The sequence below is a fragment of the Pseudohaliea sp. genome (assembly GCF_040217025.1).
GTDB lineage: Bacteria > Pseudomonadota > Gammaproteobacteria > Pseudomonadales > Halieaceae > Pseudohaliea.
Map to the genome: position 1 here is coordinate 549,200 of NZ_JAVJOA010000010.1, position 14,779 is coordinate 563,978.

Here is a 14,779-nt window from a genome sequence, read left to right on the forward strand (position 1 = left end):
TTCCGGATTCGGGGAAGGGGCGAATGGTAGCATCCTCGCGTCAGAGTAAAAGCCACGCCCGGGGGTGGAGGCGCGCACAAAAAAACCCCGGGGCGCCAGCGCGCCCCGGGGCTTCAAGGACCTTTCAGGGGTTTGTGCGCTGTCGGCTCAGCCGACGAAGGCCTTGCGCGGCTCGCTGACGCCCTCGGCTTCCGTGCCCTTGAGGTAGGCGAGCATCGTATCCGCATCGGAGACCTCGAAGGGGTCCGTCGGGCAGTTGTCGCCGAAGTCCGGCTCGACGAACAGCTTCTCGATCGTGCCGTCGTTGACCAGCATGGAATAGCGCCAGGAGCGCATGCCGAAGCCCAGGTTGGACTTGTCGACCAGCATGCCCATCTTCCGCGAGAACTCGCCGTTACCGTCGGGCAGCAGGAAGATATTCTTGTTGCCCTGCTCCTTGCCCCACTTGAACATGACGAAAGCGTCGTTCACGGACAGGCACACCACCTCGTCGACACCCTGCGCCTTGAACTCATCGTACAGTTCGTCGTAGCGCGGCAGGTGGTTCGAGGAACAGGTGGGCGTGAAGGCGCCCGGGAGGGCGAACAGGACCACCTTCTTGCCGCCGAAAATGTCCGCCGTGGTCTTGTCTTCCCAGCGGTAGGGGTTGTCGCCGCCGATGGACTCATCGCGGACGCGACACTTGAAAGTGACTTCCGGGACGCGCGTTTGCGTGCTCATGGGTAAATCCTCCTTTAACAGCGTTTGAATGACTTGCGTGGCGCAGGTGGGGGCGACTGCCCGATACCTTTATAAAATACGGCCGCCGGCTGCATCGGTGAAACGGTAAATAGTGATAATATTGATCGGGCGCGTCGATCAGACACCGACACAGGCCCGGAAATCGCCCCGCGCAGGCCCGTTGCTGCTGCCCCGGTGGCATCGGGACGACCGGTGAAGGACCGCTTGACGACCGCAGTGATTGGGATTAAATTCCCAACATGTCTGATGAACTCACAAGTGCGCTGCGACATGCCGTCTACCGGATGCTCAGACCCCTGGTCCGCATCCTGCTGCGCCACGGCATGGCCTACGGTACCTTCGCCGAGCTCGCGCGCAAGGCCTACACCGACGAGGGGCTGCGCCACCTCGAGGCCTTGGGCAAGCGCCCCAGCATTTCCGCCGTATCCGCGCTCACGGGGCTCACGCGCAAGGAGGCGAAGCGGGTCCACGAGCTCGACCTGGCGGGCGGCAGCGACCGGGCCCGCCGCTACAACCGCGCGATCCGCGTGGTCAGCGGCTGGCTGGTGGACCCTCGCTTCCTGGATGAGCGCGGCGAACCGGCGGCCCTGCCGCAGGAGGGACTGCACAGCTTCGCCGCCCTGGTGAAGGACTACAGCGGCGACATCCCCCCCGGCGCCATGCTGACGATCCTCGAGGCCAGCAATACCGCCGCCGTGGAGGGGGACCGCGTGATCCTCCGGGAGCGTGCCTACCTACCGACGCAGACGCCAGTGGAGCACATCGAGATCCTGGGCAAGGACGTCGGCGAACTGGTGAGTACCATCGGCCACAACATCCGCAGCGATAAGGCCCGGCGCGTCTTTCAGCGCAAGGTCTCCAACAGCAGCGTCCGCGAAAGTGCCCTGCCCGCCTTCCGGGCCCTGTCCGCCGAGCAATCCCAGGGGCTGCTGGAGACGTATCACAAATGGCTTTCCGAGCACCAGGTGGACCCCGACGCCGACGAGGACGAGCGCGCCCGCTACGTCGCCGTCGGCATTTATTACTACGACGACGAGATCGACGAGGATCCGGAACGATGATCGCCGCCCCCCTGCGCCTGGCCGCCTATGCGACCTTCCTTGTCCTGGTTACCGCCTGCGGTGGCGGTGGAGGCGGCGGTGGCGGTGATTTCGCCGCGGCCGACCCACCGCCCTCGGGTGGGGGCGGGGGCGGCGGCATCGGCGGTACCGGCCTCACCAGCAGCGGCACGATCAGCGGCACGGGCAGCATCTTCGTCAACGGCGTGCGCTTCGAGGTCGACGAGGCGGAGATCACCGTCAACGGCGAGAGCGCCGGCGAGACCGACCTCGGCCTCGGCATGGTGGTCACGGTCACGGGCACCGTGGACGACGATGGCAGCAACGGCACGGCCGAGCGCGTCGTGTTCGAGGCCGAGCTGAAGGGGCCGGTGGACAGCCTCGAGGCCAACGCTGACGGCACCACGCTGCAGCTGACGATCCTCGGCCGCCGGGTCATCGCCGAGCGCACGGGCACGGTCTTCGAAGACGTCTCCTTCGCTACCCTCGCCGTCGGCGACGTGGTGGAGGTCTCCGGCTACGAGGAGGCCGACGGCCGCCTCCGGGCAACGCGCATCGATCGCGACGACGACTTCCTCCCGGGGCAGGACACGGTCACGCTGAAAGGGGTGGTTTCCGGCCTCTCGGGCAGCGCGTTCTTCCTCGGCGATCGCGCCGTGGATGCGGGCAATGCGACCCTGGAAGACCTGCCCGGCGGCGCGCTCGCCAACGGCCAGCGCGTCGAGGTCCGCGGCACGCTCGAGGGCGGCACGCTGGTCGCGCAGCGCGTCAGTGGCGAGGACGACCCCGGCGCGCGTTTTACCGCCGGCGAGGCCGCGCGCGTAGAGGGTGCGATCACCGCCTACGTCGACGACGGCAGCTTCAGCGTCGGCGGCGTGCCCGTCGATGCAACGGGCGCGGCGCGTGAACCGTCCGGGCTGGTCCTCCGCGACGGCGCCGTGGTCGAGATCGACGGCGACTGGGACGGCAGCACGCTGATCGCGGGCCAGGTCCAGGCACGGCGCGGCCGCATCAAGCTCGAGGCACCGGCAACAGCCGTCGATGCAACGGCGGGCACCGTGACCCTGGGCTTTGCCGGCGGAACCGTCGAGCTCAGCACCGACAGCCGCACGCTGTTCGACGACGACCGCGACGACCTGCCTTTCCTCACGATCGGCGACCTGCGCAGTGGCGACTACATCGAGGCCGAGGCGGTGCAGGATGGCGCCCGCCTCCTGGCCACCCGCATCGACCGCGACGAGGACGACGACGAGCGCCTGCTGCAGGCCCCGGTCGAAGCTTTCGTGGAGGGCAGCAGCCTGACCCTGCTCGGGGTGACCTTCACCACGGCCGGCGCCGACTTCGAGAACGCGGTGGATGACGACATCGAGCCGGCGGCCTTCTACGCCAACCTGGACACCGGCGCCCTGGTGAAAGTCGACGACGAGGACAACGACGGCAATGCCGAGGAAGTCGAGTTCGAGTTCGCCGCGGTCCTCGACGGGGACCGCGACTTCCGCGACGACGACGAGGCGCCGGTGGCCCCCGGCGAGCTGCCGCCCGTCATCGTCGACTTCATCAGCGCAAACTACCCCGGCAAGGACATCGCGGCAGCCTTCCGCGAGGAGGACGAGTACACCGTCATCCTGGTGAATGGCATCGAGCTGACCTTCGACCTCGACGGCAACCTGCTGGAGGCCGATGACGACGACAGCGAGGACGACGGCGATGATACGGTCGAGGATGGAGACGACCCGGGTATGGATGACGACGACACCATCGATGACGAGGGTGGCGTGGACGACGGCGACGACGACATCGGCGAAGACGAGGATGACCTCGAAGACGACGATGTAGAGGATGATGATGATATCGAAGACGACGATGTAGAGGATGATGACGATATCGAGGACGACGACGGCATCGAGGACGACGATATCGAGGACGATGACCCTGACGGGCCCTGAGGCCCGGGGCTAGCGGTCGATGCCGCAAGCATGCTGCAGGCGGCGGTAAAGGCCCGGTCAGGCTGCCCGGCGGTGCCCCGCCTTCGCGAAGCTGAACACCAGCGCGCCGTCGTCGATGGGCGCCTCGAGGAAAAGCTTCCGGTCCGCCCGGTAGTCCTGCGGGTTGACCCACGGCGCGCGGTCACCCTGGCGCGGGAAGCGGTGCATCACCCGGCGCAGGTAGCCCGGTGAGAAGTCATCGATCCAGTCCCGGTCCGGCATGTCGGCGAGCGCCGCCGGCACGGTCGGGGTCGCCGCCGCGAGGTCGTGCTCCCGCAGGTAGTTGAGCAGGCGGCAGGTCCACTCGGCGGTGAGATCGGCCCGCAGCGTCCAGGAGGCATTGATGTAGCCGAAGACGGAGACCAGGTTGGGCACGCCGCTGCACATGATGCCCTTGTAGGTCCAGCTGCGGGCGAAGTCCACCGGGTCACCGTCGACGCTGAAGGCCACGCCGCCCAGCACCTCCACTTCCAGGCCGGTGGCACTCACGATGATGTCCGCCGGGAGTTCTTCGCCGGACGCGAGCCGGATGCCGTGCTCCGTGAGGCGCTCGATCGTGTCCGTTACCACCCGGGCGCGCCCGCCCCTGAGGGCGTCGAACAGGTCGCCGTCCGGCACCAGGCAGAGGCGCTGGTCCCACGGGTCGTAGCTGGGCGTGAAGTGACGCTCCACGTCGTAGTCGGGCCCGAGGGCCCGGCGGACGCGGCGCAGAAGCACGCGCCCGACCTTCCCCGGCGCGACCCGGGTGCGGTGATAGAACCACTGCTGCAGGGCGGTATTCTTCCAGCGCGTAAGGGCGTAGGCCCAGGTATCCGGCAGCAGCGCGCGCAGCGCGTTCGCCAGGCGGTCGCGCGCGGGGCGCGAGATCACCCAGGTTGGCGAACGCTGCAGCATCACTACCTCCCGGGCCTGCTCCGCGAGCGCGGGCACCAGGGTCATGGCCGTGGCACCGGAGCCGATCACCACCACGCGCTTGCCTCGGTAGTCGAGATCCTCGGGCCAGAACTGCGGGTGGATGAAGGTGCCGCGATAGGCTTCGCGCCCGGGGTACGCCGGAGTGTGGGCGCGATCGTAGCGGTAGTAGCCGGCGCACATGAGCAGGAACCCCGTGCGCAGTTCCCGCGTGCTGCCGGCCTCGCCGTCCTCGATGACCAGGCGCCACTCGGCGGCCGCGCTGTCCCAGTGGGCTTCCCGCAGGCGCTGGCGGAAGCGGATATGGCGGTCGATACCGCCCTCGCGCGCGGTGTCGCGCACATAGGCGCGGATGGCCGGGCCGTCGGCAATGGCTTTGCCATCGCGCCAGGGCCGGAACTTGTAGCCCAGGGTGTGCATGTCGCTGTCGGAACGGATGCCCGGGTAGCGGAAGAGATCCCAGGTGCCGCCGATGGCGTCCCGGGCCTCCAGGATCCGGTAGTCGAGCCCCGGGCACTGATCCTGCAGGTGCCACGCGGCGCCGATGCCGGACAGGCCGGCGCCGACGATGACAATATCGACGCGCTCCGCGGGGGCGCTGCCGGTCTCGGCCCCCGCTTCCGTGCCGGCGCCCGGTACCGACTCAGTTACCGCCTCACTTCCCGCCAAGGCCACGCCCCTTGCCCGCGGCGATGCGCAGGCGCAGCGCGTTGAGCTTGATGAAGCCCTCGGCGTCGCCCTGGTCGTAGGCACCCGCGTCCTCCTCGAAGGTGGCGATGTGCTCGTCGAAGAGGCTGTCGGTCGCCGACTGTCGGCCGACGACGATGACGTTGCCCTTGTAGAGCTTCAGGCGCACCACGCCGTTGACATGGGCCTGGGACTGGTCGATCGCCGCCTGCAGCATCTGCCGCTCCGGCGACCACCAGTAGCCGTTGTAGATCAGCTCGGCGTAGCGTGGCATCAGCTCGTCCTTCAGGTGCGCCACTTCCCGGTCCAGGGTCAGGGATTCGATGGCCCGGTGCGCGCGCAGCATGATCGTGCCGCCGGGCGTCTCGTAGCAGCCGCGCGACTTCATGCCCACGTAGCGGTTCTCAACGATGTCGAGGCGGCCGATACCGTTGGCGCCGCCGACGGCATTGAGGCGCTCGATGACCTGCGCCGGGGTGAGTTCCTCGCCGTCGATGGCGACGATGTCACCGCCGCGGTAGCCGAGCTCGAGGTAGGTAGGCTCGTCCGGGGCGGCCTCGGGGCTGACGCTCCAGCGCCACATGTCCTCCTCGCACTCGGTCCAGGGGTCTTCGAGCACACCACCCTCGTAGGAGATGTGCAGGAGGTTGGCGTCCATGGAGTACGGCGACTTCTTTTTCTGGCTGGCGAAGTCGACGGGGATGTCGTGCTGTTGGCAGTAGGCCATGAGCGATTCGCGGGAGCCCAGGTCCCACTCCCGCCAGGGGGCGATAACGCGGATGCCCGGCTTGAGTGCGTAGGCACCGAGCTCGAAGCGGACCTGGTCGTTGCCCTTGCCCGTTGCGCCGTGGGAGATGGCATCGGCGCCGGTGTCGTTGGCGATCTCGATGAGGCGCTTGGCGATGAGCGGCCGGGCGATGGACGTGCCCAGCAGGTACTCGCCCTCGTAGACGGTGTTGGCGCGGAACATGGGGAAGACGAAGTCGCGGGCGAACTCCTCGCGCAGGTCGTCAATGTAGATCTCCCTGACGCCCAGGGCCTCGGCCTTGGCCCGGGCCGGCGAGACCTCCTCGCCCTGGCCGATGTCGGCGGTGAAGGTCACCACCTCGCAGCCGTAGTGCTCCTGCAGCCAGCGCACGATCACGGAGGTGTCCAGCCCCCCGGAATAGGCGAGCACTACCTTGTTGATGTCTGCCATGCGCCCCGTCCTTCCTCGAAAAACCGCGCGCAGTGTACCGCCGCGGAGGTTTCATGCCCAGTGAGCACGGCGGTCGCGAGTTTCCGACCCGTGACCTTTGCGGTAGCATCGCGCTGTGTCCCCAGACCGCGAAGCCCCTGCTGTGACCACCCTCACCCTCCGCCGCCCGGACGACTGGCACGTCCATCTCCGCGACGACGATGCCCTGCCGCAAACCTGCCGGGACATGGCCCGCTACATGGGCCGCGCCATCGTCATGCCCAACCTGACGCCGCCGGTCACCACGGTAGCCCTCGCCGAGGCCTATCGCGGGCGTATCGAGGCCGCGATGGCGGAGCTGCCGCGGCGTTTCGAGCCGCTCATGACGCTCTACCTGACCGATGGCACGAGCAGCGACGAGATCCGCCGCGCCGCGGACAGCCCCATCGTCCACGGGGTGAAGCTCTACCCCGCCGGCGCCACCACGAACTCCGACGCGGGCGTCGCAGCCCTCGACGCACTCTACCCGGTGCTCGAGGCCATGGAGACGGCGGACCTGCCGCTGCTGGTGCACGGGGAGGTCACCGACCCGGACATCGACATCTTCGACCGTGAACGGGTCTTCATCGACCGGCACCTGGCGCCGATCGTCGACCGCTTCCCGGCCCTCAGGGTCGTCCTGGAGCACATCACCACCGCGGACTCGGTCGCTTTCGTGAGCGAGGCCCGCGACGGGGTGGCGGCCACCATCACGGCGCACCACCTGCTCCTTAATCGCAACGACATGCTGGTGGGCGGCATCCGCCCCCACTACTACTGCCTGCCGATCCTCAAGCGCGCCCGGCACCAGGAAGCGCTGCGCAAGGCGGCCACCAGCGGCAACCCGCGCTTTTTCCTGGGCACGGACTCGGCCCCGCACACGCGCGCGGCGAAGGAATCGCCCTGTGGCTGCGCCGGTGTCTACACGGCCCATGCGGCCCTGGAGCTCTATGCCGAGGTCTTTGACAGCCTCGGTGCGCTGGAGCGCCTCGAGGGTTTTGCCTCGCTGCACGGACCGGCGTTCTACGGGCTGCCGGTGAACGAGGAAACGGTCACGCTCACCCGTGGCGAGCGGCCGGTGCCCGCGTCGCTGCCCCTCGGTGAGGATGTCCTGGTCCCGCTGCGGGCCGGGGAAACCCTGCCCTGGCAGGTCGCATGAGCGACGAGACGGCCTCGCCCATCGCTCGCCGGTTCCGCGGTTTCCTGCCTGTCGTCGTCGATATCGAGACCGGCGGCTTCAACGCCGCCACCGATGCGATCCTGGAACTCGCGGCGACGCTGCTGCGCATGGCGCCGGATGGGACGCTCACCGCTCACCGCACCATCAGCCACCACGTGAAGCCCTTCGAAGGCGCCAACATCGAGCAGGCCTCCCTCGACTTCACGGGCATCGATCCCTGGCACCCGTTCCGGGAGGCCATCGACGAGCGCGAGGCCCTCGGCGACCTGTTCCTGGCTGTCCGCCGGGAGCTGCGCGAGCAGGGCTGCAACCGGGCGATTCTCGTCGCCCACAACGCGCACTTCGACGCCGGTTTCGTCAACGCCGCCGTCGAGCGCTGCGAGCTCAAGCGCAACCCCTTCCACCCCTTCTCCTACTTCGACACGGCGACCCTGGCGGGCCTGGCCTTCGGGCAGACGGTGCTCGCCAAGGCCTGCGCCGGCGCCGGCATCGCCTTCGACAACAGCGAAGCGCACTCCGCCGCCTACGACGCGGAGCGCACCGCGGAACTGTTCTGCACGATCGTCAACCGCTGGCAGGCGCTCGGCGGCTGGCCGCCGCCGGGGCCCGGCGAGTAGTCAGTCCTCGCCGCTGATCTCGTTGAGCAGGCGGTCGAGTTCCGCCAGCAGGTCCTCCGCCGACGCGAGACCCAGCAGGCGGTACTTCTCTCTCTCCTCCACCGGCAGCAGCTGCAGCAGCGTGCCCGCGACCTGCGCCGCGTTGCCAGGGTCCACGGGCAGGGCGAGGCGCTGGACGTGGGGGTGCGCCTCCAGCCCTGCGAGGAGCCGCGCGAGCCCCTCCCAGCGCCCGCTCATGGGCACCGGCTGCGGCGGCGGACCGAGCGTGACCTCACCCATGTTCAACTCGTTGGCCAGGCGCCAGTGCCGGTGCAGGTCGAAGCGTTCACCGCCCTCGATGGTGAGGCCGAGGAGCCCGTTCGGGAGCTGGTCCCAGTCGACGATGCGGGCGTAGGTGCCGTAGGCACCCAGTTCCGCGGCGCCGCCGGCGACCTCGCGGCCGGCGCGCAGCCAGACCACCCCGAAACCCGTGCCCTCGCGCATGCAGCTGCGCACGAGGTCGAGATAGCGCTGCTCGAAGATCTGCAGCGCCATGCGGCCGTAGGGGACCAGCACCGACGACAGGGGAAAGAGGGGGATTTCCGTGCGCTCGCTCATGCGGGGAGGCTCTCGGCTTCCAGCTCGGCGAGGATCAGCAGTGCCTCCTCGCGGGTTTCGCCGCAGAACGCCGGCTCGGCCAGGAAGCGCTCGCAGCAGGCCGGCCGCTCCGGCCGGCCGAACAGCGCACAGCGCAGATCCGCCTGCAGGTGCACGCAGCGCACGCCGGCAGGCTTGCCCGCCGGCATGCCGTGGAAGGGCTGCGTGATCGCCGGTGCGATACAGCAGGCGCCGCAGCGGGGACGGCACTCCATCACTGCCCCTCCGGCCCGAGGGGGCGGAAGAGGATGATCAGCCGCGGCAGGAGCAGCAGTGCACCGAGCACCGCCGCGGTCATCGCCAAGACCGTGAGCAGGCCGAAGTAGATACTGGGCGTGAAATTCGACAGGGTCAGCATGGAGAAACCGATGACGATGGTGATGGTCGTGTAGTACATGGCACGGCCGATACTGCCGTGGCTGCGGTACATGGCGGCGAGGTAGTCCCGGTCCTGGTTGAACTCTTCCCGGAAGCGGTAGACGTAGTGCACACAGTCGTCCACCCCGATACCGACAACGATCGCCGCGATGGTGATGGTCATGATGTCCAGCGGGATACCCACTAACCCCATGATACCGAGCACCAGCGTGGCCGCCAGCAGGTTCGGCGCGAGTGCCACCATGGCCAGTGAGAAAGAGCGGAACAGTACCCAGAACATCACCAGGATGGCGAGGAACACCGCGCCGAGGGTGAGGATCTGCGAGCGGAACAGGCTCTGCAGCACGTTGTTGTAGAGCACCAGCATGCCGGTCAGGCGGACATCGTCAGCGGACAGCGCATCGAGGTCCGCGAGGTCCGCCGACAGCTCGCGCAGCAGCTGGTCCCGGCGCAGTGTCTTGCTGGTTTCCTTCACCCGCACCGTGATCCGCGCTTCCTCCCGCTCCGCGTCGAAGTAGGGGTCGACGAGCTGGCGGGCCACGTCGTCCGGGAAACTGCGCTGCACGAGGGCCAGCTCGACGCTGCCGATGTCCTCGCCAAGGAGATCGCGCACGACGCTGAAGGTGGTCGCCAGGGACAGGACCTTCCCGGTCTCCTCCCGCGACGCCACCAGCTCATGCGCGGCATCGATGGTGCGCATGCCCTCGAGGCTGAACCAGTAGCTCGGTTCGAACGACTCGCCGCCCCCCGCGAAGGGGTCGCCGTCGCTGGCAAAGGGGTCTTCCGCGGCGAACGGGTCGTCCTGGGCAAACGGGTCGTCCGCCGCGAGGGCTTCGGCGGCCCTGCGCGCCTGCGGCGCGCTGTCGAAGCCGGGCGCATCCTCGGCGAAGGGATCGTCTGCCGCCACCGGGTCACCCCCGCCTTCGCCGCCCGCGGCAAGGCCGGGCAGAGGTGCGGTCGCATCGGGCGCGGAGAGCACGATGTCCAGGGGAATCGTGCCGCCGAGCCGGGAGTCCAGCAGCTCCATGCCCTGGTAGATCTCGGTGGTTTCCTTGAAGTAGTCGATGAAGCGGTTCTCCACCCGCAGCTGGGACACCCCGGCCACGACGACCAGGATGAGCGCGGCGCTGGTCCACAGCACCGAGCGCCCGTGCCGGTCCGCAAAGCGCGCGAAGTGCAGCGTGAGCGGCGCGTCGGCGCCGGTGTGGCGCACCGGGCGGCCCTTCGGCCAGAGCAGCACCAGCGACGGCAGCAGCGTGAAGCAAACGAGGAAGGCCACGGCGATGCCGAGGGTCATCATCCAGCCGAAATCGATGACCGGCTTGATGTCGGAAACGACCAGCGACACGAAGGCGACCATGGTCGTGAGCGCCGTGTAGGCGCAGGGCACGAACATCAGGCGCACGGTGTCGCGGACGCGCTGGCGCGGGTCGCCCTCGGGCTGCAGCGCGTGCAGCTCCCGGTAGCGCACCACCAGGTGGATGGCGATGGCGAGGGTGACGATGAGCAGCACCGCGACGAAGTTGGAGGAGATCACGGTCATGCGCCAGTCGAGCACAGCGAGCAGGCCGAGCATGAACGTCACGGTGACGCTGCAGGTCAGCAGCGGAATGAGGGTCCAGCGCACGCGGCGGAAAACGACGGCGAGGACGAACAGCATCACCACGATGATCGCGCTGCCGAACACGACGAGGTCGCTGCGCACGAAGTCGACCATGTCCGCGGCGATCATGGGCACACCGCCCACGAAGATGCGGGCGTGCTCGCGGTAGCGGTCGGCAATGGCGCGGACCGAGGCGACCAGCTCGCTCTGCTGCTCGAGGAGCAGCGCACTGTGTGCCTTGAACGCTGCCTCGACCTCGGCAAGGCGCGCGGCTTCCTGCGCCGTGAGCGCGTCTTTCTTCTCGCGCAGCGCCTCGCGCTCCCGGAGCAGCTCGAAATAGCGCTCATCGCGCTCGAGATTGACCTGCACCGCCGTAACCTCCCCGTCGCGGCCGACAAGGAGATCCGCGTAGATGGGGCTGCTGGTGAACTCCGCCAGCGCCGCCTCTCGGTCGACGGTCGGGTCCCGCAGGCTGGGCAGCGGATCACCAGAGGTCACCGCCGAGAGGCTGAGGGGACGCGTCTCGAGCAGGGGCACGTCCCAGACCGTGACCACGGACGAAACGCCGGGCAGCTCGCGAAGCTCGTCGGCCATGCGCTTCAAGGGGTCGAGGGAGGCGTCGGCGAACAGCGGCGCATCGGGCTGCCAGGTCAGGAGCAGGAAGTCCTCCGACGAATAGCGCTTCGACACCTCGCGGAAGAACTCCAGGGACGGATCGCCCTGCAGCAGCAGCGAGTCGGCGGACGCGTCGATGCGCAGCTTGCCGAGCTGCGAGACGGCGCCGGCCGTGAGCAGCGCGAGCAGCAGCATCACGATGACCGGGTGGCGCAGGACGAGACGCTCGTAAAGCGCCAGGAGAAGCTGGCTCATTCGCCGCGCGCCGCGCGCAGGGCGCCGAGCAGGCGCTGGTGGATGCCGGCAAAGCTGCCGTTGCTCATGATCACGATCTGGTCTCCTTGCTGGGCTTCTCCGACAACGGTCGCCACGAGGCGTTCCACGTCGTCGCAGACGGAAGCCGGTGCAGTGCCCGCGGCGGCCACGTCCTCCAGGGACCAGTCCATGCCCGGCGGCTGGTACCAGTAGACGCGATCGGCCCCCGCGACGGAAGCGGCGAGCGCTTCCCGGTGTCTTCCCATACGCATGGTATTCGAGCGCGGTTCCACGAGTGCAAGCACCCGGCCGGTGCAGCCGCGGGCACGCAGGGCGCCGAGGGTCGCAGCGATTGCCGTCGGGTGGTGAGCGAAATCATCGTAGAGCTTCACGCCGGCGACCTCCCCGAGCAGCTCCAGGCGGCGCTTTACACCCCGGAAGCGGGCCAGGGCGGCCAGGGCCCGCTCGGGTGTCACGCCCGCGTGGGCCGCGGCGGCGACCGCCGCCAGCGCGTTGTTCGCGTTGTGCCGCCCCGGCAGCACCCAGTCGGCGGCGCCCGCCTCGCCCGCGGGGCCGCGCAGGGAGAAGCGCGTCCCGTCCGCCGTCTGCATCCGCCCCTGCCAGTCGGCCGCCGCCGGCTCTTCCCCCGGGCCGGCAAGGGACCAGCGCTCTACCGGGGTCCAGCAGCCCATGGCCTCCACCGCGTCGAGCGCGGCCGAGTCCGTCGGCCGCAGGATACGCCCGTTGCCGGGCACGCAGCGCACGAGGTGGTGGAACTGGCGCTGGATAGCGGCCAGGTCCGGGAAGATATCCGCGTGGTCGAACTCGAGATTGCCGAGCACCAGGGTCTTCGGCCGGTAGTGAACGAACTTGGAGCGCTTGTCGAAGAACGCCGTGTCGTACTCGTCGGCCTCGACCACGAAGCAGTCGCCGGCGCCCTCGCGGGCGGAGACACCGAAATTGCCGGGTACGCCGCCGATGAGAAAACCCGGGGAAAGCCCCGCGTCCTCGAGGATCCAGGCGAGGAGGCTGCTGGTCGTGGTCTTGCCGTGCGTCCCCGCGACGCCCAGGACCCAGCGCCCGCGGAGCACCTCGCGGGCGAGCCACTCCGGGCCGGAGCAGTAGTCGAGGCCGCGGGCAAGCACCGCTTCCACGGCCGGGTTACCCCGGGACAGGGCATTGCCGATCACCACGAGGTCGGGCGCCGGGTCGAGGTGCCCGGGCGCATAGCCCTCCATGAGACCGATCCCCGCCGCCTCGAGCTGGGTGCTCATCGGCGGATAGACATTGCCGTCGGACCCGGTCACGCGGAAACCGCGGGCCGCGGCGAGCTGTGCGAGCCCGCCCATGAAGGTACCGCAAATGCCGAGAATGTGGAGGTGCTGCGCCACGGGAGGGTCTCCGGGAAATGCGGCGCATGGTAGCACGCACGGCGCGGTGCACAGGTCCCCGCGAATGGCGTATCCTCGTTGCCTCGCGCAGCGTCGGGAGTGTCCCATGGCCCAGAGCAAGGCCCAGACCAAGGCCCAGAGCAAGGCTCAGAAGAAACCCCGAAAACAGACCCGGTCCGGGGCGGGGAAAGCGCCTCGCCGGAACGCCTTCTATGCCCAGTCCGGCGGTGTCACGCCGGTCATCAATGCCTCCGCCTGCGGGGTCATCGAGACGGCCCGCGCCAACCGCGGCGCGATCGGCAAGGTCTACGCCGGCCGCAACGGCATCATCGGCGCCCTGCGGGAAGAACTCATCGACACGGGCGCCGAGACCGCGGCGGCGATCCGCGGCCTCATGCATACACCGGCCGGCGCCTTCGGCTCCTGCCGCCACAAGATGAAGTCCATCGAGGAGAACCGCGCCGAGTACGAGCGCCTGATCGAGGTCTTTCACGCCCACGACATCGGCTACTTTTTCTACAACGGTGGCGGCGATTCCGCGGACACCTGCCTCAAGGTGTCACAGCTCGGCGAGGCGATGGGCTACCCGGTCCAGGCCATCCATGTCCCCAAGACCATCGACAACGACCTGCCGCTGACTGACAACAGCCCGGGCTTCGGCTCCGTCGCCAAGTACGTGGCCGTCTCTACCCGCGAAGCCGCCATGGACGTCGCCTCCATGTGCGAGACCTCGACCAAGGTCTTCATCCTCGAGGTCATGGGCCGCCACGCAGGGTGGATAGCCGCTGCGGCGGGGCTGGCGGGCGAGGGCCCGGCGGAAGCACCGCACGTGATCCTGTTCCCCGAGATCGCCTTCGACCGCGAGCGCTTCCTGGCGAAGGTGGACGCGACGGTGAAGAAAGTAGGCTACTGCGTCGTGGTCGCCTCCGAGGGCGCCCAGTACGCCGACGGCACGTTCCTGGCCGATGCCGGCACCCGCGACGCCTTCGGTCACGCCCAGCTCGGCGGCGTCGCACCGACCCTCGCCGACATGGTCCGCAGCCAGCTCGGCTACAAGCACCACTGGGCCGTCGCGGACTACCTGCAGCGGGCCGCCCGCCATATCGCCTCGCAGACCGACCTCGACCAGGCCTACGCCGTGGGCAAGGCCGCCGTGGAATTCGCGCTCGCCGGCCACAACGCGGTGATGCCGGCGATCGTCCGCGGCACGGGCAAGCGCTACCGCTGGTCCATCGGCGAGGCGCCGCTGGCGAAGGTCGCCAACCGCGAGAAGAAGATGCCCCGCAGCTATATCAGCCGCGATGGCTTCGGTATCACCGCCGCCGCCCGGGACTACCTCGCGCCGCTCATCCAGGGCGAGGCCTACCCGCCCTATGCCGGCGGACTGCCCCGTTACCCGAAGCTGAAGCTCAAGCTCGCGCCGCGGCGGCTGAAAGCGCGCTTCGACGCCTGAGCAGGGAGATTTTTCCGCAGGCACCCGGTACAATCCGCGCCTTTTCCGACGA

The 14,779-nt window shown here is 68.8% G+C and carries 12 protein-coding genes; 5 read left to right on the forward strand and 7 right to left on the reverse strand.

All coding sequences use genetic code 11. The features are described 5' to 3' along the window. Nucleotides 1-147: 147 nt before the first annotated feature. The gene (locus tag RKE50_RS13885; RefSeq protein WP_350037271.1) at nt 148-720 is read right to left on the reverse strand and encodes a peroxiredoxin; all 573 of its coding nucleotides are present in this window, start codon (nt 718-720) and stop codon (nt 148-150) included. A 260-nt stretch (nt 721-980) separates the two neighbouring features. Between RKE50_RS13885 and RKE50_RS13890 the strand changes: the two genes are divergently transcribed. Together RKE50_RS13890 and RKE50_RS13895 are read left to right on the forward strand one after the other, a co-directional pair. Next, nucleotides 981-1,802, forward strand: coding sequence for a DUF6502 family protein (locus RKE50_RS13890; protein ID WP_350037273.1), 822 nt, complete (start codon nt 981-983; stop codon nt 1,800-1,802). After that, a complete protein-coding gene (locus RKE50_RS13895) occupies nt 1,799-3,745 on the forward strand; it encodes a DUF5666 domain-containing protein (protein ID WP_350037275.1) in 1,947 nt (648 codons plus the stop codon). The genes RKE50_RS13890 and RKE50_RS13895 overlap by 4 nt, the downstream gene beginning before the upstream one ends. 57 nt (nt 3,746-3,802) lie before the next feature. Here RKE50_RS13895 and RKE50_RS13900 read toward each other — a convergent pair whose 3' ends face one another. Together RKE50_RS13900 and RKE50_RS13905 are read right to left on the reverse strand one after the other, a co-directional pair. After that, nucleotides 3,803-5,365, reverse strand: coding sequence for a flavin-containing monooxygenase (locus tag RKE50_RS13900; RefSeq protein ID WP_350037277.1), 1,563 nt, complete (start codon nt 5,363-5,365; stop codon nt 3,803-3,805). Next, a complete protein-coding gene (locus RKE50_RS13905) occupies nt 5,352-6,581 on the reverse strand; it encodes an argininosuccinate synthase (RefSeq protein ID WP_350037279.1) in 1,230 nt (409 codons plus the stop codon). The genes RKE50_RS13900 and RKE50_RS13905 overlap by 14 nt, the downstream gene beginning before the upstream one ends. A gap of 142 nt (nt 6,582-6,723) precedes the next feature. Between RKE50_RS13905 and pyrC the strand changes: the two genes are divergently transcribed. Both pyrC and rnt read left to right on the forward strand, forming a co-directional pair. Beyond that, nucleotides 6,724-7,758: a dihydroorotase gene (pyrC, locus tag RKE50_RS13910; RefSeq protein WP_350037281.1), complete on the forward strand. Its 1,035-nt coding sequence runs from the start codon at nt 6,724-6,726 to the stop codon at nt 7,756-7,758. Continuing rightward, nucleotides 7,755-8,396, forward strand: coding sequence for a ribonuclease T (gene rnt, locus RKE50_RS13915; RefSeq protein ID WP_350037283.1), 642 nt, complete (start codon nt 7,755-7,757; stop codon nt 8,394-8,396). Before pyrC ends, rnt begins: the two co-directional genes overlap by 4 nt. On the opposite strand, the gene RKE50_RS13920 is transcribed toward rnt, so the two are convergent. The 4 genes from RKE50_RS13920 to mpl are packed head-to-tail and all read right to left on the reverse strand — an operon-like array spanning nt 8,397 to nt 13,232. Then, nucleotides 8,397-8,993: an LON peptidase substrate-binding domain-containing protein gene (locus RKE50_RS13920; protein ID WP_350037285.1), complete on the reverse strand. Its 597-nt coding sequence runs from the start codon at nt 8,991-8,993 to the stop codon at nt 8,397-8,399. Beyond that, nucleotides 8,990-9,247: a YkgJ family cysteine cluster protein gene (locus RKE50_RS13925; RefSeq protein ID WP_350037287.1), complete on the reverse strand. Its 258-nt coding sequence runs from the start codon at nt 9,245-9,247 to the stop codon at nt 8,990-8,992. Before RKE50_RS13925 ends, RKE50_RS13920 begins: the two co-directional genes overlap by 4 nt. Further along, nucleotides 9,247-11,883 carry an efflux RND transporter permease subunit gene (locus RKE50_RS13930; RefSeq protein ID WP_350037289.1) on the reverse strand — a complete coding sequence of 879 codons (2,637 nt, stop codon included), beginning with the start codon at nt 11,881-11,883 and terminating at the stop codon, nt 9,247-9,249. The genes RKE50_RS13925 and RKE50_RS13930 overlap by 1 nt, the downstream gene beginning before the upstream one ends. Next, nucleotides 11,880-13,232 (reverse strand): UDP-N-acetylmuramate:L-alanyl-gamma-D-glutamyl-meso-diaminopimelate ligase, encoded by a 1,353-nt coding sequence (mpl, locus tag RKE50_RS13935; protein ID WP_502937897.1) that lies wholly within the window; start codon nt 13,230-13,232, stop codon nt 11,880-11,882. Before mpl ends, RKE50_RS13930 begins: the two co-directional genes overlap by 4 nt. 148 nt (nt 13,233-13,380) lie before the next feature. Here mpl and RKE50_RS13940 point away from each other — a divergent pair, with 148 nt between their 5' ends. Continuing rightward, complete coding sequence (locus RKE50_RS13940; protein ID WP_350037293.1) at nt 13,381-14,727, forward strand: 6-phosphofructokinase; 1,347 nt, start codon at nt 13,381-13,383, stop codon at nt 14,725-14,727. Nucleotides 14,728-14,779: the final 52 nt, after the last annotated feature.

What these genes read in the sequence shown, in the direction of transcription:
- RKE50_RS13885 (WP_350037271.1), bottom strand. Translation starts at nt 720, where the DNA reads ATGAGCACGCAAACGCGCGTCCCGGAAGTCACTTTCAAGTGTCGCGTC.
- RKE50_RS13890 (WP_350037273.1), top strand. Translation starts at nt 981, where the DNA reads ATGTCTGATGAACTCACAAGTGCGCTGCGACATGCCGTCTACCGGATG.
- RKE50_RS13895 (WP_350037275.1), top strand. Translation starts at nt 1,799, where the DNA reads ATGATCGCCGCCCCCCTGCGCCTGGCCGCCTATGCGACCTTCCTTGTC.
- RKE50_RS13905 (WP_350037279.1), bottom strand. Translation starts at nt 6,581, where the DNA reads ATGGCAGACATCAACAAGGTAGTGCTCGCCTATTCCGGGGGGCTGGAC.
- rnt (WP_350037283.1), top strand. Translation starts at nt 7,755, where the DNA reads ATGAGCGACGAGACGGCCTCGCCCATCGCTCGCCGGTTCCGCGGTTTC.
- RKE50_RS13920 (WP_350037285.1), bottom strand. Translation starts at nt 8,993, where the DNA reads ATGAGCGAGCGCACGGAAATCCCCCTCTTTCCCCTGTCGTCGGTGCTG.
- RKE50_RS13925 (WP_350037287.1), bottom strand. Translation starts at nt 9,247, where the DNA reads ATGGAGTGCCGTCCCCGCTGCGGCGCCTGCTGTATCGCACCGGCGATC.
- RKE50_RS13930 (WP_350037289.1), bottom strand. Translation starts at nt 11,883, where the DNA reads ATGAGCCAGCTTCTCCTGGCGCTTTACGAGCGTCTCGTCCTGCGCCAC.
- mpl (WP_502937897.1), bottom strand. Translation starts at nt 13,232, where the DNA reads ATGGGCGGGCTCGCACAGCTCGCCGCGGCCCGCGGTTTCCGCGTGACC.
- RKE50_RS13940 (WP_350037293.1), top strand. Translation starts at nt 13,381, where the DNA reads ATGGCCCAGAGCAAGGCCCAGACCAAGGCCCAGAGCAAGGCTCAGAAG.